The sequence below is a fragment of the Chitinophaga dinghuensis genome (genome assembly GCF_003259435.1).
GTDB classification, from domain to species: domain Bacteria; phylum Bacteroidota; class Bacteroidia; order Chitinophagales; family Chitinophagaceae; genus Chitinophaga; species Chitinophaga dinghuensis.
The window spans coordinates 127,796-152,361 of record NZ_QLMA01000010.1; the positions used below are offsets into that span (position 1 = coordinate 127,796).

The following is a 24,566-nucleotide window of genomic DNA, read 5'->3' on the forward strand; positions in this document are numbered from 1 at the left end:
AATTGAGAGATGCTTATTTTTTTGGATTGATGGTAATACTTAATGGAATGGTATTTCATTCAATGTTTTCCACATCACCTGGTATACGTCTGTAGCCTGGATACTATTACTGGATAAGGCTTCGCTGGTAATAATTACCGGTTGCAGCGAAGGGGTAGTTTCCAATCGGCCGTGAGAACCTTTTATCAGTGTGGCATCCAGTGGAATGACATTCATGAGATAGCGGAATCCCAGTTTCTTCTTCAGCAGTTTGAAACCTGCTTTCAGTTTTATAAAGGGATCTTTCGGGTCCATGAACATTTCTACAGGGTCGTATCCTGGCTTACGGAAGATTTCCACCAATCGGGCGAAATCAGGCGCTTTTTTATCATCCAGCCAGTAGTAATAGGTAAACCAGCTGTTTTGGGCAGCAACAGCCACTAAATCGCCGCTGCGGGAATGATGCAGCTTGTGTTGTCTTTTGCCTTCCCGATCCAGCACCAATTCAATTTCCGGATGGGCTTCCAGCAGTCCCTTTACCTTTTTATAACAAGAAGGATCGTTAATATAGATATGCGCCATCTGGTGATCGGCTACAGCAAAGGCTTTGGAAGCGCCAGGGTCCAGTATTTCCAATCCTCTTTCTTCCCGAATGGCCAGTAATCCTTCTTTCCGCAGTAATCTGTTAATATCAATTGGATTAGTTGCATTGGAAATGCCATATTCGGAGAGAATAATGATAGCGGCATCCTGGGCCTCATAATATTCCACCAGCTGTTTTACTACCTGATCTATTTCCAGCATTTCCTTGCGGTTTTTCTCCATATCCTGTCCAAATTTTTGCAGACAGTAATCGAGATGTGGCAAATAGATAAAGGTCATAGTAGGATGATAACGCTGATCTGTGAGAATAGATGCGTCAGCAATGTATTGGGAAGACACGATGCTCGCTGTTGGCCCCCAGTAATTGAATAGTGGGAAGTCGCCTAACTTTTCGCGGAGATAGTCTCTTAAATCAGCGGGAAAGGTATAGCAATCCGGGATTTTTCTACCGTCCGAAAGATAGTTCGGGCGGGGTGTCAGCGAGTAATCGACGTTGGCATACATATTATACCACCAGCACATTTGGCTAACGGTAAATTCCGGATGCAGTTGTTTGGCTTTATCCCAGATTTTGGGGGCATCTACCAGTTTATTGGACTGTTTCCAGAATTTGATCTCACAGTCGGTTCGATCATACCAGCCATTTCCTACGATCCCGTGTTCGCAAGGCCATTGCCCTGTCAGGTAAGTACTTTGGACGGCGGTAGTAACAGCTGGCAACATGGGCTTAATTGTTGCCAGATGACGTTTTTCAGTATATGCCTTCAAAAATGGCATGTGTTCCAGCAGAGAGGTAGAAAGGCCTACCACATCGATTACAACTGTCTTTCTCATAGATTCATTCGCCTTGCTTAAGATGCATAAAACTATAATTCCGTCATTAGAATTCCAACACTTGTTTTACCCATTGTAACTCCCTGGAAACTGAAGCGGCCATTTCCTGCTTCAAGGCGGCGGGCAGTACATCCCAGGTATATGTTTCCACCTCCATATGAGGCGCAAAAGGTTGTTGTCGTTGTATTTGCAGTACGTCTGCGATATCTGACCGGGTAGACTCCAGCACTTCATACCGGTCCAGGAACACGGGCACATGGAAATGGGATCTCCATTGCCTTACCTCCTGGTTATAGCCATCTGCCAGGGCCTGGGGGAGATCCGGATAATGAATCAGGCTACCATCGGTAGTCTGAGCAATTACCTGGTGCAGGTATACCGGCTCCTCGAATTGCCTGAAGGCATCCAGGATTACTTTTCGTTTATCCGTTTCCGTTGGCATGTCTGCTCGCAGTGCTGCGCTTATCTGGATCTTACCGGTTTTCAGTCCGTAAGCATCCATCTTGCGGAGTACATCCGTCGGGTTTTCGTATACCAATGCGAAGTGGCAAACGTCGTAGCACAGCCGGATATGATCTTTCAGCCAGTCTGTTGCTGTGGCTTCGTCCACCTTGAATTTATCCTGGAGAAACGGGATACCAGCGGGTAAGAGGGTATGTCTGAACCAATCGATGTACTCTGCAGAATTTTCCAGGAGTCCATCTGGTTCAGGTTCTATATCCAGGTGCATCAAGGGGCCGCCACTACGGCGGATTTTCACCAGTTGTTCTACGATTAACAGGATATTCAGGGTGGCGCTTTCCGTCACGGAATTTTTTTCTTCTTCGCAGCGATTGCACCAGTATTTATAAGTGAGCGGCGATGTGGAGATGCTGCCTTCCATGCCTTCCGGCAGCAATGCCGCCAGGATGCGGAACAAGCGGATAGTATAAGCCACTCTGTCCGGAGAAGTCCAGTCGGGGGCATGTACCTGATCTTTCACGACGGTATCATGGAAGCTGCCATAAGGAAAGCCGTTCATGGTGAACACATAGCAATTGTTTGCTGTGAGCCATTGGCGGAATTCTACCAGGCGTTCTTCCTTTGCCAGTTCCAGACTGGCGGTATTAGCGAGGCGTAGTCCGATCCCAAAGGGTTGTTCCGGACTTACCTGTTGTTTGATAGCGGGGATATGTAGTTGCAATTGTTGAAAATGGTCCTTCCAGGATTCGCCGGGATGGATATTCGAACAATAGCTAAGCTGTCCGTATGGTGTGTGCATGGCGATTCTTTTTATTGCAACGCTTTACAGATGGCGGCTGCCTGGTAAAGTTTTTCGGTATCCATTTCATGTATCTCTTCACCTCTTCCGAGGGCGCGGAGCAGGGTAACGGTGAGTTGTCCGCCCAGGTGTTCGCGGAATTCTTCCAGTCCTGCGATGACAGGCGAAGGCGCATTACCTTGTTGTTCCAGCAGTGGGTGCCAAATGGGTAGTTGCATGGTTTTCAGTACCTGGATGACGCGGTGCATATCTTGTTCTGGCAGCCAGCCGAGCAAGTAAGAATAGGCACTGTCCAGGGCTACGCCGATGGCAACGGCTTCTCCGTGGCGGAGGGCGAATTGGGTGAGTTGTTCCAGTTTATGTGCGCTCCAGTGGCCGAAGTCGAGCGGCCGTGAAGAACCGCTTTCAAATGGGTCTCCTCCATTGCCGATATGTTGCATGTGCAGGGCTGCGCAACGGTAGATCAGTTCCTGCATAGGTTCCATTTGTCGCTGGCTGAGAGCAGCGGCATGTGCATCTATCCAGTTGAAGAAGGCGAGATCTTTGATGAGGGCAACTTTCACCGCTTCCACCATACCTGAGTTCCAGTCGCGGGAATGGAGTGTGGTGAGGAAATGACTATCGTTAAAGACTGCTTGTGGCGGGGCGAAGGCGCCGAGGAAGTTCTTTTTGCCATTGAAGTTGATCCCGTTTTTCACGCCTACACCGGAGTCATTTTGAGAGAGTACGGTAGTGGGTATACGGATATGTTTCACACCGCGGTGAGAGACGGCAGCTACGAATCCTACCAGATCCAGCAGGGAGCCTCCTCCTATGCCAATGAGGAAGGAATGGCGGTCTATTTTGTATTTATCGATCGCATTCACCAGGCTGAGAAAGAGGGCAAGATCATTCTTTACCGCTTCTCCTCCTTCAATGGTGAGTATTTCAGGTGCAAGATCAAAGCCATCAATGCTGCGGAGATAGGTGGCTATCTGTCCCGCAAGTCCGGGATGTTGCACGGCCATTCCCTGATCCAGGATCACGAGTAATTTCTTTCTGTATGCGGTAGCGGCCTGCGTGTGCAGGTAATTGCGCAAACAATCATTTGCCGGGTCAAAGAGATGGGTTGTAAAATGAACCTGGTAGTTAAAGTTGACATCAAAATTCTGCAGTAAATATTCCATGGCTAATCGCTTGCATTCTATCCGTTTAGTAATCCTTTAAATGTACAAAATTTCTGCATTTTCACCTACCATAAAGTGTGTACGGATAAATGTCTGCTCTTCAGGTTCATAAAGCAAAAAAAGCGGGATTTTTCATCAAAATAATAGTGGAAAATCGGGAGAAAAATCAGATCTTTACGTCCCTGTATTTTCATCTGCAGGCATAGATATTAATATTGTTTGTGCGTGACTACATGTGCCCCAGGAGTTAACCCTGTAACGATTGATGTTCTCCCTGCACTCTTGTTGCATTGCGATAGCTGCGAAACACACGCAAATTATCATGATATCATCACCAAATGTTCGCGTTATGTACGGAAAACTGTTTCTGCTGCTCTGTGGGCTGGCAGTGAGTATTGCCGGCACTGCACAAACAGATGTGCAGCAGGACAGCCTGTATCAGCGCGTAAGGCAGCTACCACCAAGCTTAGAGAAGGTGCAGTTGCTTTACCAGTTGGGCGAAAGTTATGTACCTGGCAATATTAATGTTGCCGGTAAATTCATGCGGGATGGGCTGAACCTAAGTATCCAATTGGGATATTATAAAGGGATAGCAGATTTTACCGGGTATTACCGGTACTGGTATGATATCAAAGGCGATTATGTAGCAGCATTATACTTGCTACATCAGGGAGATAAACTTTATCAATATTTGCGGGATACCAGCGGCAGTATGTTGTGTAATGCCGGGCTGGGAGAAGAATACCTAATGGTAAACAACCCGGAAGCGGCAGCAGTGTATTATCAAAAAGCGTTGCAGTTAGCCCAACTTCTGGGAGACAGTATCCATACTGTCATTTGGGGAGGGCGTTTGCAGGCGATTCAGTCGGAGTTGCATGATTCCCTCGCTGGAAATGCCACCCGTAGCAGGTTACAGTTAATGGCACTGCAAGATGCCGCTCAAAAGGAGGAGAAATTGCAGGCTGCTCAACAAATTGCCCGGTTACACGCGCATTTGCAATTACAGCAGCGCTGGGGGTTAGGTATCATTGTGCTGATATTACTAGTATTGATAACGTATGTATACCGGCGCTGGCGCAAAGAGCAGGAATGGCAACAACGCAGGATAGTGGAAGTCGTAGAAACAGAACGGACGATACATATGCAGGAAGCCATGTTGCAGGGGGAAGAACGGGAGCGCAGGCGGCTTTCCAAAGAATTGCAGGAGAAGGTAGGGGGACTGTTGTCGGCAGTAAAAAAACATTTTAGTAAACTACAACAGGAGGAAGCTCTTCTTTCCACAACATCTTTCCTGGATGCAATGCAATTATTGGATCATGCAACGGAAGAGGTAATGAGAACAGCGGACCAACTGAAGCCGGAAATCCTTTCCAGAATGGGACTTTCGGAGGCGCTAGGATTTTATTGCCGCAATGTTAGTTACAGCCGTAAACTACAGATTACGTATTGCCATCAGGGTGAGATGAAGCGATACAAAGCAGGGTTTGAACTAAGCGTTTATCGCATTGCGCAGGAGCTGATAAATAACCTTGCGAGGCATTCCCGGGCAAGCGCAGCACTGGTACAGCTTTCAGAGCATCCGGAGCGACTTACCATCACCATAGAAGATAATGGTATCGGGTTTCAGCATCAGCCGGAATTACAACATGGTACTGCCTTGAAGCACCTGTATCACCGGATAAAGGCATTAAATGGAGACCTGGAAATTGACATCAATGCAGGCCGTGGAACAATGGCCAGTATTGCATTTAACGTTGGTGGAATTGATTCATCGACATAAGAGAATTGAATAAAAATTTGTGAAGATGCAAATTAAACTAGCGATTGCAGACGGCCATCCTATGATACTCAACGGAATCAAAGCTATGCTGGCCCCAGAACAGCACATTCAAATACGACATACCTGTACATCCGCACCAGCGCTGTTCGAGGCACTGTACACGGATGGCGCAGACGTGCTGTTATTGGATATCAGACTGGATGCAGCGAATAGCGTAACGGTATGCAAACAGATAAAAAAATTATACCCCGCCCTACAAATTATTGTATTGAGTGATATTTCAGAAACATATCATATCAGACAATTGATACGTGCCGGCGTCAGTGGTTTTCTACTGAAGAGCGCCGATCAGGAAGCCCTGACAGCAGCTATCAACACTGTATTTGCAGGTCGGCAGTATTTCGATCAGCAATTACAGCAACTGGCATTGCAGGAAATGGTGATGGGAAAAAAACGTGCGCACAATGATGGCTTACTCACGAAAAGAGAGGAAGAAATTCTGACCTTGATTGCAGATGAGTTTTCCAACCAGGAGATTGCAGACCGGTTGTTTATTAGTTTACGAACGGTGGAAACGCATCGGTTGAAAATCGTACAGAAATTAGCCGTAAGAAATACAGCAGGCTTGGTCAAAGAGGCCATGAGAAGGGGGCTTGCAGAGTAAAAAAAACTACGCCTGAGGCGTAGTTTTTTATGTTATGGCAAATAATTTTCCCAGTCCGATAGATATAGGTAATAGTAATAACACGGCCACTGCAAAAGGCGCCTGACCAAAAGCGGCTACCCATGCGGCATTCATCACAATCAGTGCGATAATTCCTCCTTTAACGGCTTTGCCGATATTAGGTCCGGAAGGATCTTTGATAGCGCGAATCAGGGGTCTGTTAATCATTACGATGAAGAGCAGGATAAATGGAAGCGCCACCCATAGGCGTTCCTGGAGGATCGCTAAAATGATCATGGCAACATAAACCATTGCATAGCCAGCAGCGCTTACTTTCAGGCTTTTTACGTTGCCGCCATGTACTTCTCCTCTGCTGATATTGGTGATAGCAGCGATATAGATGACAGGAATGATGGCCATCCACCAGTACTGTGTCAGCGCATCAGGTACGATGCTAATACCCAGTAACAGGTTTAGTCCTCTGCAGAGGCCCATATTCAGCGGGCCCCATGAGCGATGTTTACCCCATTTGTTGTAGATAAGTGCAGAAAGTGTAATCGCTACTGCGAGCCAACCGGTGGCGCCGGTTAGGTGTCCTACAGAAAACGCGCCCAGTACGCCAACGAGGAGCAGGTATGCGCCTAGGATAATGGCTTGGGTAGCGGATATAACACCGCTGGGAATGGGGCGTTCCGGCCGCTCCACATAATCCAGGTCAGCATCAAAAACGTCATTAAAAACGACACCACCGCCATAAAGACCGGCAGCAGCGAGGCACAGACATATTACGGGGAGAATAAAATCCAGCGTAATGGTACCTGTGGTCTCCGTCAGGAAATAGCCTGAGATGGCCACCCCTGCCAGCACATCAGCGATAGCGGTGATAATATTGGCCGGGCGCATCAGGCGTAGATATCCTATCAATTTACTAGCAATATAACTCACCTCATTAACAGGTTTTCATGGTTTTGGGCCAATACATTATGTATAGGGCCTATCGGATGATGGTTGTATTCTTGTTATGTCTTGGTTGTTGTCCGCCACGCAATACAGTACTGCCGTTGAACTTTTCACTTTGATCAATCACGATGCCGAAATCGGCTTCATTGATTTGTCCACTTTGGGCGAAGGCCTTTAGTGCATTGATGTAAGTTACCAAATGAATATCATTCGAGTCAATACCACTTTCGTGCATCAAGGCCGCTGTTTTTGGAACGGCGAGGGGATCACTGATACCCCAGTCGGCGGCAGAGTTCACCATAATACGTTCGCTGCCATATTGTTTTACGATATCCACCATTCTTTCATTGCCCATTTTGGTGAAGGGATAAATGGTAAAAGCTGCCCAGAAACCGCGGTCCAGCACTTCTTTTACGGTTTCCTCATTATTATGGTCTACGATCACCATATGAGGGTCGAGGCCATGTTCGATCGCAATGTCCATGCTACGGCGGGTTCCCTGTTTTTTATCGCGGTGAGGGGTATGAATTTGAACGGGCAGTCCAGCTTCCTTGGCGAGTTCCAACTGAGCGCGATAATATTTTTCTTCGAGGGGAGTTTGATCATCGAAGCCGATTTCGCCGATGCCTACTACGCCTTCTTTGTATATGAATTGCGGGAGTATTTCCATTACTGCTTCCGCTAATTTTTCATTGTTGGCTTCTTTGGAATTCAGGCCGATGGTGCAATAGTGTTTGATACCGAATTGGGAAGACCTGAATCGCTCCCAACCTACGAGGCTACTGTAATAGTCGCGGAAAGAATCTACTCCGGTGCGTGGTTGTCCGAGCCAGAAAGCGGGTTCAATAATCGCTACTACGCCGGCATCAGCCATTGCCTGATAGTCGTCAGTAGTGCGGGAGGTCATATGTACATGCGGATCAAAAAAACGCATGCCTTTAATTTTATCAAGCCAGGCAGGAGAATGGGTTAATGGTTGCAGATCTTGTTCTGTTAAGTCATGAATGCCACACATAAAATAATTTTTTAAATAGGATTATAGTTGGTGATGGTTGTTATGATAAATTGATTTTTCGGGAGATGACATCCCAGCTAATGCTGCCCTGGTTTACTTCTGCGAGGATTTCCGGAGCATTTGCCAGCAGGTCTTTTGCGGGCTGATACTGGCTATGGTAGCAGACGAGTGCGGCTGCTTCCTTTTCCACATTATAAGCCGAATGCCATAGACGTGTTATATCCTGGAAGTTGGTTTCGTTGAGGAAATTTTCCAGTAATTGCCATTGCAGGGGATTTACGGATCTGCCGGCGGCTTGTCGTTCGTGGGCGAAATCCGTGATGATATTGGCGAGGGCCTGATTAGCGCGTTGGCGAAGGCCTTGAATATCCTGCAATGGTTTCTCTGTGAAAATTGCTTTCATCACCAATTGGTTCCATGCTGGCTCTGGCAGCCATTTCGCGGGATAAGGGTTTTGTACCATTATCGCTTCCTGCACAGGGCCTATGTTGGAGCGTATTCCTTCTGCGGTGCGGGTAATCCATTCTTCCGGATATGCGAGCAGCGGAAGTGCGCTGTATAATGCCGCCAGTTCATTCATTTCCGCAGCGTTGAAGAGGTTTTCTATCTGCTGGAGATAAAACGATTTATCATCTGATGGTAAAAATAATAACCACCATACGCGGGCAAGGCGATCTAACGTCCAGTCATATACGAAAAAGCCTGGCGCCAGCGACGCTAATTCTTCTGCAGGAATGGATGAAGGAAGTAGCGGCTGTTTGCCTGTAAATCTTGGAATGGCGGTGAATGTTAAAACGAATTGTTGCGAGGATGGGTCTTTTTCCTGGATTTCCCGGCGTTTTTGCAGCCACTCCCAGGCCTTGGGTTGATCCTGATTATGGAGGAGTTGACCTAGCAGCGCTCTCACTTTAACGTGGTCATAAACAAAAGCGGTCACATCAAACCTATTTAATAGTGCGAAAAAAAATTACACTTTAAAAATAACCAGTAAAGCCGGATTTATATAGGATGCTGCATTATTTATGATGGATGGTTAGAGGACAGGAATGGTATAAAATAAAAGAGAGGCATTAATGCCTCTCCTTCCGCCATTCTAAAGCCTGACTATTCATCAGGATATCTTTATATAACACATTACAGATGGCGTATCTGCGCGGTGTCAAGTAGGTATAACACTATGGAAAGCGGGCAAAAACAAAAACGACGATGATCAAATATCACCTGTGAATATCCATTCACAGTGTTGCCCGGCATTGTACTTTAATGGTCTTGGAAGTTAATTACGGCTGTAATATACATATTATTCTATTTCTCTACCAAATCTCTCTACTATTTTTTATGCTGATTAATGTGTATATAACGTATTCAAAAGTACTATAAACGGTTGATATTCTTTCCAGTTAGGCTGATATTCGGACTGAATAATAAATCCTTTGGCATAATTTCCAAGTATAATATCCAGGTCTCCATCTTTATCTACATCTGCCACATCCATTGTGATCCAGTGACCTTCTTTTTCAATGGGAGGGGCAAATGGCGTAAACTGTAAAGGTTTGTTGCCTCCCTGAAAGAGGAGGAACTTTTCTTTCGGGTTATGTTGCAGATCTGCAAAGAATGCGATGGTGGCTATATCGGGCCGGCCATCTCCATTATAATCTGCTGCAAACGCCTTTGTGCAACCGTTTACAGGATAAAACCAAGCTTGCTTATACTGGTTATTTCCTTCATTGAGGAAAATGTAAACACCGTGATATGGTTTCAGCACCATTGAATAATCGGCATTATCGCCGCAGGTGTACAAGATATCCAGCTTCCCATCGCCATTGAAGTCGTACAGTTGAAAACTGGTAGAACCATAAATGGGAGGGAATTTCAGCAGATTGATTGGTTTAAATCCGCCTTTCCTGTCGTTTTCAAAGAGCCATATTCCTTCTTCGCCAGCTGCGAACAAGGCCATTACATCTTGCCAGCCATCATTGTTGAAATCACCGGCCACTGCGTGTATAGCGCCAGGCTGCTGCAACATTGGAATTTCTTCGTATTTGTCGCCAGACCGCCGAAGAAAATATAAACCTCCTGTGTTATGTCCGAAGGAACATGAGATCATATCTTCCTGGCCATCTTTGTTAAAATCGCCATACAACGTTTGGACTGGCCTTTGGAGGTAAGGTTTAATATCGGTTAAATTACTTTCCTTTAAATCTGTATTTATTTCTGATATAATCCCAGAAGGCTTGTCCACAGCACGCATATCACCTATTTGTGTAATACGTGCAATTTTTTCTCCCGCCTCATTTTTTCGGAAACTGATATCTACTACAGGGGATGTTGTCTTCCATACGCTTAATTTTTCCATCTTTATATTCCAGCGACTCAGTTCATTCGTGTAGGCATTACTGTTATAAATATTTCCGTCATCGGAGAATGCAACCAGAGTACTGGCGGCAATTATATTCGTATCCGCGGTATTGGGATGAACAAGTGAAAAGCCCGCCCATCCTTCCTGGATAGGCACATCGCGTTTGGCTGGCGTTAATTTTTTAGGGGCTGTACGCTGATACCAGGCAACAATCTCCATCCAGTCTTTAAATGGTACAAGCGACGCTTCATCTCCGGCCATAGGAGGATAATACTCTTTTTCTCCCCATACTTTTATCTTCAGCCTTTTCGCCATAGCGGGCAGCACATGATCTGTCCAGGTGGCGGAATCCAGCAACGCAGGAGATACAGGCAGATGGCAGGAACCACAATACTGGTTGGCGAGTAATTGTGCGTTATCATCGCGGGAAGGAGAATGGCAGCTGGTGATCGCAATAAGAATCATCACCAACAGGTGACAACATAACAATAAATGTTGGCGACAGGATCTTGGTTGAACAGGCATCGACATATATTTTTCTACCTCATCTAATATAATAAATACATCATTCAAAAATAAATGCAGCGGAAAACCGCTGCATTTATTTTCAATTTAAGGCAAGTAAAAAAGTTAGTTAGTATCCCGAGTTTTGTGTCAGTACCGATTTTCCGTTTTTGACGGAAAGGTCTATTTGTCGCTGCGGTATCGGGAAATATTCATTCCGCTTGACTTTATAGTTAGCGCCTACCAGGTCGGTAGTGATGGTACTTTCGTATTGATAGAATTTGTTCATCATATCTGCGCCTGTCTGGCCCCAGCGGCTGATATCGAAGTAACGATGTCCTTCGGTGGCCAGTTCCAGTTTACGTTCGAAGTAAACGATTTTTCTGGCTTGCGCCTGAGAGCCGAAAGCAGCATCAGGATATCTACTGATTTTGTAGTTAGCTGCCATGTCAGTAGTGCTAAATCCTTTCATTGGAAGCGTGTCTACCAGATATTTATGCAACCATGACGCTGGGTTATCAGCGATACGTCCTCGTACCTGGTTTACATATTGTTCTGCGCCAAGCAGATCTCCGGTTTCCACCGCGCATTCTGCCGCCATCAGTAATACGTCTGAGAAGCGAATCAATACTACGTTGATGGCTGAACCTGGGGCCCAGGAGTTGTTGTCTCTGTATAAATTCTGATTAAACTGCCAGAAAATCATTTTCTTACCAGCATAAGGGCCGCCACTGTTCTGGTCACGTACCCATTTAGCGCCCGGATGCAGGCCCCAGTCATGATAAGGAATTCCACGACGACCTACTGTCCAGTCCAGACGAGGGTCCAGGTAACCGTTATCTGGCGTAAAGTCGGCAGTCGCCGCTACTTTCATATCATTTTTCACAACATTAGCAGGGTCATTATAGGTATCGATGAAAGGCAGGCCGGTGGCATCTGTACGGAAAGAGTTAACGAGATCTTGTGTAGGCTGGAAGAAGCCACAGCAGCCAAATGGACTGTTATATGGATAGTTGAGCATTTCACCTGCATTGGCATTGGTGATAGCGCCGGTACCATCATTGGCAGTCATTTGTACGGCGAATACAGATTCTGAACCATTTTTCTTAGCTGCATCGAAGTTGTCTTCAAAATTTTTCAGCAAAGCATATTTAGTTCCATCCGATGTTACGCCGGTAGTGATAGCTGATTTGAACAACGTATATGCTTCCGGGTATTTTTTCTCGTAGAGATACGTTTTCGCCAGATAAATCTGTGCTGCCCATTTGTTCGCGCGACCAATCACTGGTTGTGTTTCCGGTAATGTATTCATAGCGAATGTGAAATCTGCCTCAATGAAAGGCCAGATATCTACTGTATTCGTTTGTAGTACATCCGTAGTGGTATCAGTGATCAGCGGAACATTATTGAACATTTTCTTCAGTTCAAAATAATAGTGACCGCGGAGGAAACGGCATTCTGCTTCTACCTGTTTCTTTTCATCCGCTGTCATGTCTGTGGTCAGCCGCATCAGTTTCAACGTAGTATTGCAGCGGTATACACCTTCATACACTGCTTTCCATTTGGCGTTGAAATAGGTGTTGGTACTGGATTCCTGACCGGTAGCGATGGTGTTGATATCTGGTTGGTCAGGACTTTCAGATCCTTTATGGGCGTCGCCGCCGGCTACGCTACCATAAACCCAGTTGGTAGGAGAAGCCATCCAGCCGGAGCCGCCGCCCAGCGTGGCATTTCCAGGGCCTTGCCCATCCAGTGCCGCATAAGCGCCTACGAGCAATACCTGAATACCTGCCTTGGTGGACATATCCTTTTCAGTCATCGCGCCATAAGAAGGCTTTTCCAGGAAGTTTTTAGAACAGGAAGCGATCATTCCTCCTGCCAGTAATAAAGCTATACCTGAATATTTCAATATTTTCATCTCTTTCAATTTTGCTAGTTGATTAATCAGAATGTCACATTTACACCCAGAAGATATTGGCGTTGACTTGGATAAGCGCCTTCATCAATACCAAATGAAGTAGTAGTACCAGTGATTTCAGGATCTACGCCTCTGTATTTTGTAATTGTAAATACATTGGCAGCTTGTACATATACTCTGAATTTGGTAATACCCAGTTGACGGAGAGAAGTGGATGGCAGCGTATAACCGAGCAACATATTTTTCGCACGGAGGTAAGAACCATCTTGCACGAAATAAGAGTTAGGCTCATTTGCTGTACTAGCGAAAGATTTGGTTTCCTGTACAGGTAATTTGGCGTTGTGATTATCTTCTGTCCAGGAGTCGTATACTGCAGCTTTACTTTTTGCACCTGCGAAGGAACCGTAGAAGTCGGTCCACCAGCTCACCTGATTCCAGATTTTATTACCATAAACGCCATAGAGGAACATGCTGAAATCGAAGTTTTTGTACGTTAAGCCGATGTTCAGGCCATAGCTGAATTTAGGAGTAGGCGCGCCGAGGAAGGTTCTGTCATCTGCATCTACTTTACCATCGCCATTAACATCTGCATATCTGTAACGACCGCGATACATGTCTTTCTGGTATTCGTCCAGATCAGGATATTTCTTCTTTGCTTCATCGTTGGCGGCTTTTACTTCTGCATCAGAATTCCAGAAGCCTACAATTTTATAGCCATAGAATTCACTGATAGAGTGACCTACTGCGTTACGAATGATAGGGCTACCGAAGCGGCGTTGATCTGAATCAAAATAATCTGCGCCGTTTGACACAGCAAGAATGACGTTATGATAAGTAGTGAAAGTACCGGTTACATCCAGTTTCAGGCCTTTTGCCAACATTGTATTACCGCTGATAGCGAGGTCAAGACCATTATTTTTCATTTTGGCCACGTTGGAGAATGGTACAGTAGCGCCACCGTAAACGCCTGCCAGTTCAGGATTATAGAGCAGGTCTTTTACCACTTTCTGATAGTAATCTGCTGTTATTTCCAGATGGCCTTTCAGCAGGGTCGCATCGATACCGATATTGGAGTTAATATTACTTTCCCATTTTGCATTTGGGTTACCGATACGGCCTTGAAAATAACCGGTGGTAAGATTCTTACCATCCATTGGATAGAAAGTAGAGGACTTATTGAAAGTGAATGCGTTGAAAATATTTGCAGGATCAACGTTGATTTGGTTACCCATTACACCGTATCCACCGCGGAGTTTCAGGTCGGCAATCCAGGAGATTCCTTTCATGAAAGGTTCCTGCGACATACGCCAGGCGGCACTTACAGCCGGGAAGTTACCAAACCTGTGGCTGGAGCCGAACCTGGAGGAACCGTCGCGGCGAATTAAAGCGCCGATCAGGTATTTATCGCGGTAGGCATAGTCTGCACGCGCAAACATAGACCACAGGCTGTTTTCGCCGTAGTTACTATAGTTGGTTGGCGTACTGGTACCAGTAGTAAGATTGGTAAAGTTTGGATCGAAGATGAAATAATCGTTGGTAGTACCGCCGGAATTTCTGCCAATTTCCTGGTATGCTTCTGTACCTAACAGGACTTTCAGGTCATGTGTATTACGGAAGTTTTTATGGAAAGAGAGGGTGTTGGTCCAGGTCCAGTCATAGCCATCACCGGTATTTTCAGCGTAGGAGTTTTTAGGATTGTTCTCCGCATTTTCATATTCCGGATAAGTGAAGCTATGATTATTGAAAGAATAGATTTCACCACCAAAAGAGGTTCTTAGGGTGAGGAGTTTCAAGATGTCGGCTTCTGCATAAACATTACCGAGGAGACGATTGGCTAATGTTTTGTTAGAGCCAAATCTATCTTGGATCGCCACAGGGTTACGGGAGTTGCCCAATCCTTTGGAGCCGCTACCAGCGTAGTTTCCTTTGATATCATACACTGGAATGATAGGCATCTCACGGAAAGCCATACCGATACCGCTACCTTCTGTTAACGCTCCAATCTGAGGGTTGCTGATCACAGAATATTCCATGTTCTCACCTATCCTGATATGATCTGTGATATTGAAGTTAGAATTAGCGCGAACAGCATATCTTTTATTGTAGGTATTTGTCAGCGTACCTTGTTGGTTAAAATAATAGAAGGAGAAGAAATAGTTACCGATATCTCCGCCACCAGCAACAGACACGTTATGGCTGGTAATAGGAGCGGGTTTGAATATTTCGTGGAACCAATCGGTACCTGCTTTATTTGCTTTCGTAATGCGATAGAATTTACCTACCTCATTAGGATCAGTATAATATGGGTTCACATAATATTTGCTAGGATCTGCGGAGGGGTCGCCAGCCATTACGCCGGAGGGCGCGATATAGTCTGGTACGATAGGAACGGGTCCGCTACCGTATTGTGCATCGGCGATAGGAATCTGTTGATCTGCCGGGCTGCGCAGGTTTGTATTTTTCATAGCAGCCCATGCCAGGTTACCTTGCTCCAGTGGAGTGGCGGTATTATAAACATTTCCACCTTTAGGAACCTGGCGGCCATAGTAAGCATCATAGGATACTTTCACTTTGCCTGTTCCTCTTTTAGTGGTGATGATAATTACGCCGTTAGCAGCGCGGGCTCCATAGATAGAAGCAGCGCCAGCATCTTTCAGTACCTGCATAGTGGCGACATCGTTGGGGTTGAGGTCTACCAGACTTTTGATAGGCACTCCATCCACGATATACAGTGGGGTGTTGTTACCGAAGGTATTTACGCCTCGTACTTGTACTTTTGGTTCTTCACCAGGCTGACCGGAACCGAGTACGGTGATACCGGATACTTGTCCTTGTAGCTGGCTGGAGATTTGTGCAGTGGGTTGTTTGGTAAGGTTATCTACTTTCACCACTGATACGGCGCCTGTCAGGTCTTTCTTTTTCTGGCTGGCATAACCGGTTACAACTACTTCTTCGAGTGAACCTACTTTTTCTGAGAGGGTGATGGATACAGGCCCGTTTCCTACTGTAGCTTCTTTAGGATCGAAGCCTACAAATGAGGCTACCAGTACATCTCCTGGTTTTGCCTGAATACTGAATGTTCCGTTGGGATCTGTTGCAGTACCGCGGTTGGTACCTTTTATAACAATTGTAACTCCGGGTAATGGATTTCCTGATGCTTTATCAGTAACCTTTCCCGTTATTTTCGTTTGTGCGTACACGTTAGTACCCAGTAGCAACAGCAATAAGCCGCATAGGACGGCGAGTGCCTGGTAAAAATGTTTTTTCATAACGTGGTTTAAGGGTGACGTTTAAGAAAGATGAATAAATAGAGTACCTGTCATTTATATTTGACGATCATCCGGGCTATGTTTTACTTATTACAGGGCAATAGTTTCCCTGTACTGTACAGGCGTGTCTGCGGACCTGTAAGTATTAGACAATAGCATAGACAACAGCTAGATATAACTGCGTAACAAACGGGCGACAAGCTTCAGGATGGCCTACTTGCGCCAACACCAATTCAGCTCATAGAAAAACAAGTGTGTTTTTTAATGATTAAGGAAAAACAATGAGTTAAATAATAAAAAATGTGAGAAATGTGCCTAACAAATCAATCTTCTATCTAATTACCAGATTTTGGTTCTCACGTGGAATTATATAAGTTCTTCGGAACTAATTTATAAATATAATTTAACTCAAACAAGTATCAGTTTAACATTTTTTTAAAATATTTCCTAAGCAATTCGCTTTCATTTGATATTTGGGCGGTATTCCTGTAAAAAACGTGGTTTTAAAAATTCATTTTATGTATGTTTAGAGCACAATCAATATCTCATGCGTGTTTTCAACATCATCTTTGTAGTGTTGTTCGTCATTTTTGCGGGTTTGCAATACAATGACCCGGATCCTTATGTATGGATGCCTATTTATCTTTATGCTGCCACTATGTGTTTCTATGCAGCGCGCAAACAATTTTACAGGAAATTGTATCTTCTCGGCATTGCTGTTTATTTAATCTATGCAGGTTATCTTTTTGTGACGAAAGACGGTGTAATTGATTGGGCAACGCAACATCATGCAGAGAATATTGCACAAAAGATGAGTGCGGAACATGCCTGGATAGAAGAGACCAGAGAATTTTTCGGTTTGGTTATTTGTATAGTTGTACTTGGTATAAACTACCTCTACGCGGGCAAACAGGCGAAGACAGCGGCGCTGGGCCAATAATGGGCGCACCTCACCTCCTGGGGTGATACAGATTTAACAGGATCCTAACAAAGTTCCGGCGCCTCCAGTTGGAAAGGTTGCCGGCAATTTGTACTTTTCGTAAGGCAATAATAGCATTGCCTGGTACCGAACCTGTAAATACTGTGTATGAAACCACACCCAAAGCAAGCCGCAACACCGGCAGTGTGGATAACGATAATTTGTATATTGGTCGTCGTAAGCGCCATCGGATGGTGGGCGCAAAGGCCGGTAACAATGATAACGCCAACTGCCGCCCCTGCGGAAAAGAAAATCCAGCTGATCCTCGCTAATGGCGAGACAGTGGACCTTTCCGGCCAAGAACATAAGATTCTGCAATCGCCTGATGCTACCATCTATATTTCCGCCAAAGGCATTACCTACTCTCCAAAAGGAATAGGAGTAACTTCCTGGAACACCTTACAGGTGCCTGAAGGAAAGACCTACTCTTTAATCCTGGCAGACGGTACTAATGTTTTGATGAACGGAAAAACCACTATTCGTTTTAAATTTGTAAATGCAGGACGTAACAAACAGCTGTTCATCGATGGGGAAGCCTACTTCCGCCTGGTTCCCGGAGATACTACTTTACTGACCGTTCACACGCCAGTAACGGATATCACCGCCAGTGGAGCAGATTTCCTTATCAATTCCTATGATCGGGAACATGTCAGAACAATTCTCGTTAGCGGGGCAGTAACAGTAACGGACCAACGAACAACTGTTAATCTGAAACCGGGAACAGAAGCTGTTTATAATGCAGACGATGATTTTAGTGTGAAAACAGTCAACCTGCAGGAAGTGATGAGCTGGACAAAAAAAACACAGGCAGGCAATGAGCTCAGCCAGCATATAAGCACCTTAAACCCATGATTTTTCAATTATGAAGAAAGCAGCCATATTCCCTACCCCTACCTATTTTGACAGATATATCAATCAGGTACCGGACGTAGAATTATCCGAAGCATTTGCTATGACGTACAAAGAGCTGGAGAATTTTGATGTGGAAAGATATGAACCCAGGGGCGACTGGACATATGCTCCAGGGAAGTGGACTATCAAAGACGTTTTCCTGCATATGATTGATACAGAAAGGGTATTTGCTTTCCGTGCAATGAACTTTGCACGCAATGAAAAGGGCCCTCTCGCCGGATTCGATCAGGATAAGTTTGTAGAACACGGACTTTCCAAGTTAAGGACACTGGGCAGCCTGGTAGAAGAAATGAAGTATACCCGCAAAGCCACAGAAGCCATGTTCAACGGTTTCTCAGAATCTGTACTGTTACGTTCAGGTATTTCCTGGAAATATGAAATGAGTGTGATTGCAGTTGGCTTCACAATTGTTGGACACCAAATACATCATATGCAGGTACTGAAGGAGAGATATCTGTAATATTTTCCCTGAAAACCTCCACCCTGCTCAATTCTAACATTCTGGTTAGTAATTAACAATTGTTGCCGTTCTTCTTTGGAAGCATGGCCCATGCTAGTTTTGTCCTGTCAAAATCAATTATTATGAAACGACTGGAAAATAAAGTAGCATTAGTAACAGGTGGTAGTCGCGGTATGGGCGCCGCCATTGTGGAAAAACTCGCAGCGGAAGGAGCTGATATCGTATTTACCTATTCCAAAAGTAAAGAACGCGCAGACGAAGTAAGTGCACGTGTATCCGGCTATGGAAGGAAAGCTGTAGCCATACAGGCCAACAATGCCGTAGCAGCAGATATTCTGCATGCAGTAGACACCACCATACAACAATTTGGCCGCATCGACATCCTGGTCAACAATGCAGGCATGTATCAGTATAAGTTACTGGAAGAATATACCCTGGAAGATTACGACCTGATGATGGCCGTTAATACCAGGGCCGTATTTGTAGCGTCTCAGGCGGCGGCCAAGTATATGGAAGCCGGCAGCAGAATTATTACCATTGGTAGTAATATGGCAGAGCGACTAGCCGCGCCGGGCGGGTTATTGTACGCGATGAGTAAATCCGCGCTGATAGGGCTCAATAAAGGACTGGCAAGAGACCTGGGCAGTAAGGGCATTACCGCCAACCTGGTACAACCCGGTCCGATTGATACTGAGATGAATCCTGCCGACAGTGCACATGCCGCTGCTATAGCCTCATTCACAGCATTGGGACGTTATGGCAAAACAGAGGAGATCGCGTCTCTCGTATCCTATCTGGCAGGACCTGAAAGTAGCTTCATCACTGGTACGACACAAACCATCGATGCAGGATTCAACAGTTAATTAAATATTTTTTCCCAACAGCATATAGTACATATAGTCTGTGTTCGGAGCATCGGTGAAACCTAACTGGCGGCCAATGGTAACTACTTGTCCACGGTGATATACGCTGTGCATGGTTACCTGCTGCAACATCTGGAAGCGGGGAATCAGGTAATCGCCCGTAAAAGGGATGGCCACCAGGCAGGTTTCATTCAACTTTTCTTTCGCCATTTTATTCACATAGTTGACCATCTCCAGGGAATGTGCCAGGAGGCCTTCCATTACTTCCGCTACAGTAGCAGTATTGGGATTAGGAATGTTGCGCGGCGCAGATGCATCTCCATTCTTCATATTAATCAGCCACCAATCCTGGCAATCCCATATATGTAATAAGGTAGCCTTTATGCCTGCATAGCTGGAGGCTACTTCTCTCTCCATTAAATCCTGCTCTTTCGAACGTAAAAAGTCAATTAACCGGGTATTCGCCCAAAGGTTATAATTCACCTGATCCTGCATGATCGCTTCAAGAACATCAGCTGCAGTGTTCGTCATTAATGTGGAAGTAGCTTGTAACATATTGATTTTGTTTTGTTAGTACAAAGTAAATACCGGTATGTGACAGCCTTATGTCAGTAGACTGCCAAAAAATTTTATTATTTTTTTTGGAGAGATGAAAAATACAACTACCTTTGTTGTCTATACAACAATTGTATTTGTATTTATGAAACTGGAAGATGAATTGAAACAATCGAAATTTAAGGACGAGTTTCAGCGGGTGATGCTGAATATCGTATTTACATCCGGTTGGGTGGAGGTGGGCATTATGCATGCACTGAAGAAGTTTGATTTGTCGTCCCAGCAATACAATGTGTTGCGTATTCTGCGAGGAAGCAGGCCACGTGCGTTGAATCTTTCTGATATTCAGGAACGTATGATGGACAAGATGAGTAATGCTACCAGGCTGGTGGAAAAACTGCGTCAGAAGGGGCTGCTCACCCGCGTACAGTGTGAACAGAACCGTAGAAAGGTGGAAATAGAAATTACAGAAAAAGGTATGGAACTCCTGGCTGAACTGGACCCTGTGGTGGAGAAAAACAATAAAACCATCACTCGCCACCTTACTTCAGAAGAAGCTCATCAGCTCAATATGCTGTTGGATAAGCTGCGTGGTTAATATTTTTTTGCCCTAACAATTGTATATACAATAATAGTATAGACCACTACAACTTAAAAAATCAACAAAAATGCTTAAAAGATTATTATTTCAAACGGATAACAACATTGTATCCTTTATCATAAGAGTGATGGTGGCCATTGTGATATTTCCGCATGGCGCACAGAAATTATTAGGATGGTTTGGCGGCCAGGGTTTCAGTGGCACAATGGAGTTCTTTACTAAAGGAGGAACCCCTGCAATACTGGCATTCCTGGTTATCATTACGGAGTCCGTTGGATCATTGTTGTTACTACTGGGATTCACTACACGCATTTGGGCAGGATTACTAACTGTTATTATGTTAGTAGCCATGAAGATGCATGCGGGCAACGGGTTCTTCATGAACTGGTTTGGACAGCAATCAGGAGAAGGATTTGAGTATCATCTGCTGGTACTGGCTATCACGGTTTCCTTGCTGATTGCAGGAGCAGGCCGCTGGTCTGTGGATCGCGCCATCTTCAAAAAATAATTAGTACACAAATTTTTAAGCTTAAATAAACATTCATGAAAAAGGTTCTCTTATTCACCGCCTCTTTACTGCTTGCTGGCGTTACTTCTTTTGCACAGGTTAAATGGTCTGCCGATCCTGCACATACCACTATCGGATTCAGCGTAAACCACCTCGGTATCAACTTCGTCCAAGGTAAATTTGATAAATTCTCCGGTACTGTTGAAACTGCTGACAGCACAAATTTCCAGAATGCAAAAGTTGAATTCACTGCCGATGTAAACAGCATCAACACTGGTGTTGCACAACGTGATGGTCACCTGAAATCAGATGATTTCTTCAATGCAGCAGAATACCCTACCATTACTGTAAAAAGTATTTCTTTCAAGAAAGTACTCAACAACAAATATGTAATGCTGGCTGATGTTACCATCCGTAACACCACAAAGCGTGTAGCCTTCGACGTTAATTTCAACGGCGTAATTAAAGATCCTTGGGGTTTAAGAAGATCAGGTTTCACTGCTAAAGCAACTGTTAACCGTTTTGATTTCGGTTTGAAATATGCGGATAAACTGCCTAGCGGCACTTATGCTGTAGGCGCTAACGTGGATATCCTCGTGAATGCTGAACTCGTAAAACAATAAGGTATTGCTTTTCGAAAGGAAGTTGATATAAAAGGAAATGGCTTGACATCTGTGATGTCAAGCCATTTCCTTTTATTTTTCAAGCGCGTTTATCGCACTATTTTTTCTTTTTCTTCTTCTTTTTCTGCTCTTCCATTTCCTTGTTATGCTGATCCAGCAATAGTTGCCAGTTATCGTTCGGAATATCTTCGGAGAAGCTGATGGTTTCACGGTAATCATCTTTATTGATTTTCATCTCTGTGATATCTTTACCAATGAATCCCTGAATTTCTGCCAGCAGCGGTTTTTCTTCTTCGCTGCAGAAAGCGACTGCTTTACCTTTTTGTACGCCACGGCCGGTTCTTCCTACGCGGTGAACATAGTTTTCCGGAACATCCGGCAGATCGTAGTTCACTACATAATCTACGTTCGGGATATCAATACCGCGGGCATTTACATCTGTAGTTACGAGTACTTTGACCTTTCCTGTTTTGAATTCCTCCATTACGGACAATCTATCATCCTGTTCTTTACCGCCATGCATGGCCAGGGATTCGATGCCTACTCTTGCCATAGCGGCTACCACGCGTTCTGCGCGGACTTTCGTACGTACAAAAACGAGGATTTTACTTTCCGGGAATTCCTTTACCAGTCTTTCCAGGAAGAAGCGTTTATCATCCATACCAACGTAGGCCACAGAGTGTGTAACGTTCTTGGATACAGGATCTTGCGGAGAAATTTGGATACGGATAGGGTTATTCACCACGGAATAGGCCAGGTCCTTGATATCTTTATCGAGGGTAGCGGAGAAGAATAATGTTTGGTGATTGCGGGGGATATGTTTGATCACATCGCGGATATCCCGGATGAAACCCAGGTCCAGCATGTGATCGGCTTCATCGAGGATGAGTGTTTGTACGCTACGGAGGTCTATATGGCCCTGATTGAGCTGATCGAACATACGACCAGGCGTTGCAATGAGGACATCCACTCCTTTTTCCAGGAATTTGATTTGAGGGTCCTGGTCCATCCCTCCTACGAGGGCGAGGATGCGCAGGTCTGTGTATTGGGCTATTTTCTGAAATACCTCAGCGATCTGGATGGCCAGTTCCCGGGTAGGCACCATTACCAGGCATTTCACCTCGTAACGGCGTTTATCGTATTTATGGTCCTGTTGTTGCAGGCGATGCAGGACAGGAATGGCAAAAGCAGCTGTTTTGCCAGTTCCTGTCTGTGCGATAGCCATTACATCGTCTCCTTTAAGGATAGATGGTATGGCTTTAAATTGTATATCTGTAGGGCGTTTGAATCCCAATTCTGCCAAGCTTTCCTTTATTTCTGACGAAATATTGTACTGTTCAAATTTCATGCGTCAAAGATAAGGAGAAGCCAGCGCATTCTACGCCTTTACCAACTGCACTTCCATGTTCAGTTTCACCTCATCGCTCAGAACGATACCACCAGCTTCGGTTGTAGCATTCCAACGCAGACCGTAATCGGTACGGTGCAGGCGTCCTTTCAGGGCAAAACCGGCTTTGGTCTGACCCCATGGATCGGTGGTTACACCAAAATGTTCTACATCCAGTTCTATTGGGTGGGTCTGATTTTTAATGGTCAGTTCACCTTGCAGCTTGTATTGGTCGCCGTTGATTTTTTTCACTTTCTTGGATACAAAACTGATTTTAGGAAACTGGGTAGCATCGAAGAAATCCCCGTTTCTTAAGTGTTCATCGCGTTGCTGATTGGAGGTATCGACACTGTTTGTTTCTGCTTCGAAAGTAATAGTAGCGTCGTGAAAATCCTCGCTTTCTGTCTTAACTTCGCCTGAGAAGCGGGTGAAATATCCGCTAACGTTTGTAATCATCAGGTGCTTAACTTTAAAGCCGATTTCGCTATGTGCATCATCAATTTTCCAGGTAGTCATGGTTTCTTCGTTTTAAAAATGATAACATAAAATTACGTGTTATAACTTTGAAATAATTGGATAAATTGCCGGAAATGATGGACGATTTGTCTTGATACTAAATAAACGACCAGATTAATGCCTTTTACGATATCACATGCCGCTGTTGCTTCGCCGTTATACCGTGTTCCCCGCCGGTATTTATCTCTTAGCGGCCTGATCATTGGCAGCATGGTTCCGGATTTCCTCTATTTTTTCAGGCTCAATCCATATGCGGACGATGGCCATCATTTTCCTGGTATTCTGTTGTATGATCTTCCCCTGGCCCTGTTGCTGGCTTATGCCTGGCATCACTGGTGGAGATATCCGTTGATGAAGTATTCGCCGCCCTTTGCGGCTGCACGCCTCGAACGTTATCGGTATTTTAACTGGCATCGGTACTTCAGCCGCCACTTTTGGGTAGTCATCTTATCTACCCTGTTGGGCATTGCCACCCATCTGTTCTTCGATGGATTTACCCATCAGGAAGGGTTCTTTGTGACGCATATTTCCCCATTGCAGGGCAATTGGGGCCATATGCCAGCCTGGTACTGGATGCAGATTCTTACATCTGTTGCCGGATTGATGATCTTGTTTTATTACTTTTTTAAAATACCGGTAAAAAGACCACAAAAGATTAACGCTCCAGGCGAAGCTTTATTTTTCTGGGGAGGCACTGCGCTCTTTTCTTTTCTTGTATTACTGGCAAATGAGCGCTACCATTACATTGCTTGTAAAGGATTGGATTACCTGGCTACCACACTGGGAGGAGTCATGTATGGCTTTATTGTGATGGCGGCATTGATGCGGGTTAAACCTAAGCAATAGTCGT

The 24,566-nt window shown here is 45.0% G+C and carries 22 protein-coding genes; 10 read left to right on the forward strand and 12 right to left on the reverse strand.

Going from position 1 to position 24,566, the window contains the following annotated elements; translation table 11 throughout:
* Positions 1 to 39: 39 nt before the first annotated feature.
* From CLV59_RS25675 to CLV59_RS25685, 3 genes are read right to left on the reverse strand one after another with little or no spacing between them, the layout of a single operon-like run.
* Positions 40 to 1,416, reverse strand: coding sequence for an alkaline phosphatase family protein (locus tag CLV59_RS25675; RefSeq protein WP_111594970.1), 1,377 nt, complete (start codon positions 1,414 to 1,416; stop codon positions 40 to 42).
* A gap of 46 nt (positions 1,417 to 1,462) precedes the next feature.
* Entirely contained in the window at positions 1,463 to 2,677 is a 1,215-nt protein-coding gene (gene eboE, locus CLV59_RS25680; protein ID WP_111594971.1) for a metabolite traffic protein EboE, read from the reverse strand.
* Between the two features lie 11 nt (positions 2,678 to 2,688).
* Entirely contained in the window at positions 2,689 to 3,843 is a 1,155-nt protein-coding gene (locus CLV59_RS25685) for a 3-dehydroquinate synthase (protein WP_111594972.1), read from the reverse strand.
* Positions 3,844 to 4,192: 349 nt separating this feature from the next.
* Here CLV59_RS25685 and CLV59_RS25690 point away from each other — a divergent pair, with 349 nt between their 5' ends.
* Together CLV59_RS25690 and CLV59_RS25695 are read left to right on the forward strand one after the other, a co-directional pair.
* Positions 4,193 to 5,623 (forward strand): sensor histidine kinase, encoded by a 1,431-nt coding sequence (locus tag CLV59_RS25690; protein WP_111594973.1) that lies wholly within the window; start codon positions 4,193 to 4,195, stop codon positions 5,621 to 5,623.
* A 25-nt stretch (positions 5,624 to 5,648) separates the two neighbouring features.
* Positions 5,649 to 6,287: a response regulator gene (locus CLV59_RS25695; RefSeq protein ID WP_111594974.1), complete on the forward strand. Its 639-nt coding sequence runs from the start codon at positions 5,649 to 5,651 to the stop codon at positions 6,285 to 6,287.
* A 27-nt stretch (positions 6,288 to 6,314) separates the two neighbouring features.
* Here the strand turns inward: CLV59_RS25695 and eboC are convergent, their stop codons facing one another.
* The 6 genes from eboC to CLV59_RS25725 form a co-directional block, all read right to left on the reverse strand.
* Complete coding sequence (gene eboC, locus CLV59_RS25700) at positions 6,315 to 7,232, reverse strand: UbiA-like protein EboC (RefSeq protein ID WP_211324026.1); 918 nt, start codon at positions 7,230 to 7,232, stop codon at positions 6,315 to 6,317.
* A 49-nt stretch (positions 7,233 to 7,281) separates the two neighbouring features.
* On the reverse strand, positions 7,282 to 8,262 hold the full coding sequence (locus CLV59_RS25705; protein ID WP_111594976.1) for a TatD family hydrolase: 981 nt from the start codon (positions 8,260 to 8,262) through the stop codon (positions 7,282 to 7,284).
* A gap of 40 nt (positions 8,263 to 8,302) precedes the next feature.
* Positions 8,303 to 9,199 (reverse strand): EboA domain-containing protein, encoded by an 897-nt coding sequence (locus CLV59_RS25710; protein ID WP_111594977.1) that lies wholly within the window; start codon positions 9,197 to 9,199, stop codon positions 8,303 to 8,305.
* 408 nt (positions 9,200 to 9,607) lie between these two features.
* The gene (locus tag CLV59_RS25715; protein WP_170137928.1) at positions 9,608 to 11,146 is read right to left on the reverse strand and encodes an FG-GAP repeat domain-containing protein; all 1,539 of its coding nucleotides are present in this window, start codon (positions 11,144 to 11,146) and stop codon (positions 9,608 to 9,610) included.
* 109 nt (positions 11,147 to 11,255) lie between these two features.
* Entirely contained in the window at positions 11,256 to 13,043 is a 1,788-nt protein-coding gene (locus CLV59_RS25720) for a RagB/SusD family nutrient uptake outer membrane protein (RefSeq protein ID WP_111594979.1), read from the reverse strand.
* 26 nt (positions 13,044 to 13,069) lie between these two features.
* Positions 13,070 to 16,312: a SusC/RagA family TonB-linked outer membrane protein gene (locus CLV59_RS25725; protein WP_111594980.1), complete on the reverse strand. Its 3,243-nt coding sequence runs from the start codon at positions 16,310 to 16,312 to the stop codon at positions 13,070 to 13,072.
* Between the two features lie 547 nt (positions 16,313 to 16,859).
* Between CLV59_RS25725 and CLV59_RS25730 the strand changes: the two genes are divergently transcribed.
* The 4 genes from CLV59_RS25730 (at position 16,860) to CLV59_RS25745 (ending at position 19,526) form a co-directional block, all read left to right on the forward strand.
* Positions 16,860 to 17,252 (forward strand): transmembrane 220 family protein, encoded by a 393-nt coding sequence (locus CLV59_RS25730; protein ID WP_111594981.1) that lies wholly within the window; start codon positions 16,860 to 16,862, stop codon positions 17,250 to 17,252.
* A 147-nt stretch (positions 17,253 to 17,399) separates the two neighbouring features.
* A complete protein-coding gene (locus CLV59_RS25735; RefSeq protein ID WP_111594982.1) occupies positions 17,400 to 18,143 on the forward strand; it encodes a FecR family protein in 744 nt (247 codons plus the stop codon).
* A gap of 10 nt (positions 18,144 to 18,153) precedes the next feature.
* On the forward strand, positions 18,154 to 18,663 hold the full coding sequence (locus CLV59_RS25740; RefSeq protein ID WP_111594983.1) for a DinB family protein: 510 nt from the start codon (positions 18,154 to 18,156) through the stop codon (positions 18,661 to 18,663).
* Between the two features lie 122 nt (positions 18,664 to 18,785).
* Complete coding sequence (locus CLV59_RS25745) at positions 18,786 to 19,526, forward strand: 3-oxoacyl-ACP reductase family protein (protein ID WP_111594984.1); 741 nt, start codon at positions 18,786 to 18,788, stop codon at positions 19,524 to 19,526.
* Here the strand turns inward: CLV59_RS25745 and CLV59_RS25750 are convergent, their stop codons facing one another.
* Positions 19,527 to 20,081, reverse strand: a complete 555-nt coding sequence (locus CLV59_RS25750; protein WP_111594985.1) for a DinB family protein — start codon at positions 20,079 to 20,081, stop codon at positions 19,527 to 19,529.
* 94 nt (positions 20,082 to 20,175) lie between these two features.
* On the opposite strand from CLV59_RS25750, the gene CLV59_RS25755 reads away from it, so the two are divergent.
* The 3 genes from CLV59_RS25755 to CLV59_RS25765 all read left to right on the forward strand — a co-directional run bounded on the left by CLV59_RS25755 (position 20,176) and on the right by CLV59_RS25765 (position 21,813).
* A complete protein-coding gene (locus CLV59_RS25755; RefSeq protein ID WP_211324027.1) occupies positions 20,176 to 20,679 on the forward strand; it encodes a MarR family winged helix-turn-helix transcriptional regulator in 504 nt (167 codons plus the stop codon).
* Positions 20,680 to 20,749: 70 nt separating this feature from the next.
* The gene (locus tag CLV59_RS25760; protein ID WP_111594986.1) at positions 20,750 to 21,190 is read left to right on the forward strand and encodes a DoxX family protein; all 441 of its coding nucleotides are present in this window, start codon (positions 20,750 to 20,752) and stop codon (positions 21,188 to 21,190) included.
* A gap of 35 nt (positions 21,191 to 21,225) precedes the next feature.
* Positions 21,226 to 21,813 (forward strand): YceI family protein, encoded by a 588-nt coding sequence (locus CLV59_RS25765; protein ID WP_111594987.1) that lies wholly within the window; start codon positions 21,226 to 21,228, stop codon positions 21,811 to 21,813.
* Between the two features lie 97 nt (positions 21,814 to 21,910).
* On the opposite strand, the gene CLV59_RS25770 is transcribed toward CLV59_RS25765, so the two are convergent.
* Positions 21,911 to 23,161 carry a DEAD/DEAH box helicase gene (locus CLV59_RS25770; protein WP_111594988.1) on the reverse strand — a complete coding sequence of 417 codons (1,251 nt, stop codon included), beginning with the start codon at positions 23,159 to 23,161 and terminating at the stop codon, positions 21,911 to 21,913.
* 30 nt (positions 23,162 to 23,191) lie between these two features.
* Complete coding sequence (locus tag CLV59_RS25775) at positions 23,192 to 23,716, reverse strand: YceI family protein (RefSeq protein WP_111594989.1); 525 nt, start codon at positions 23,714 to 23,716, stop codon at positions 23,192 to 23,194.
* Positions 23,717 to 23,833: 117 nt separating this feature from the next.
* Here CLV59_RS25775 and CLV59_RS25780 point away from each other — a divergent pair, with 117 nt between their 5' ends.
* Positions 23,834 to 24,562: a DUF4184 family protein gene (locus CLV59_RS25780; protein ID WP_111594990.1), complete on the forward strand. Its 729-nt coding sequence runs from the start codon at positions 23,834 to 23,836 to the stop codon at positions 24,560 to 24,562.
* Positions 24,563 to 24,566 lie beyond the last annotated feature (4 nt).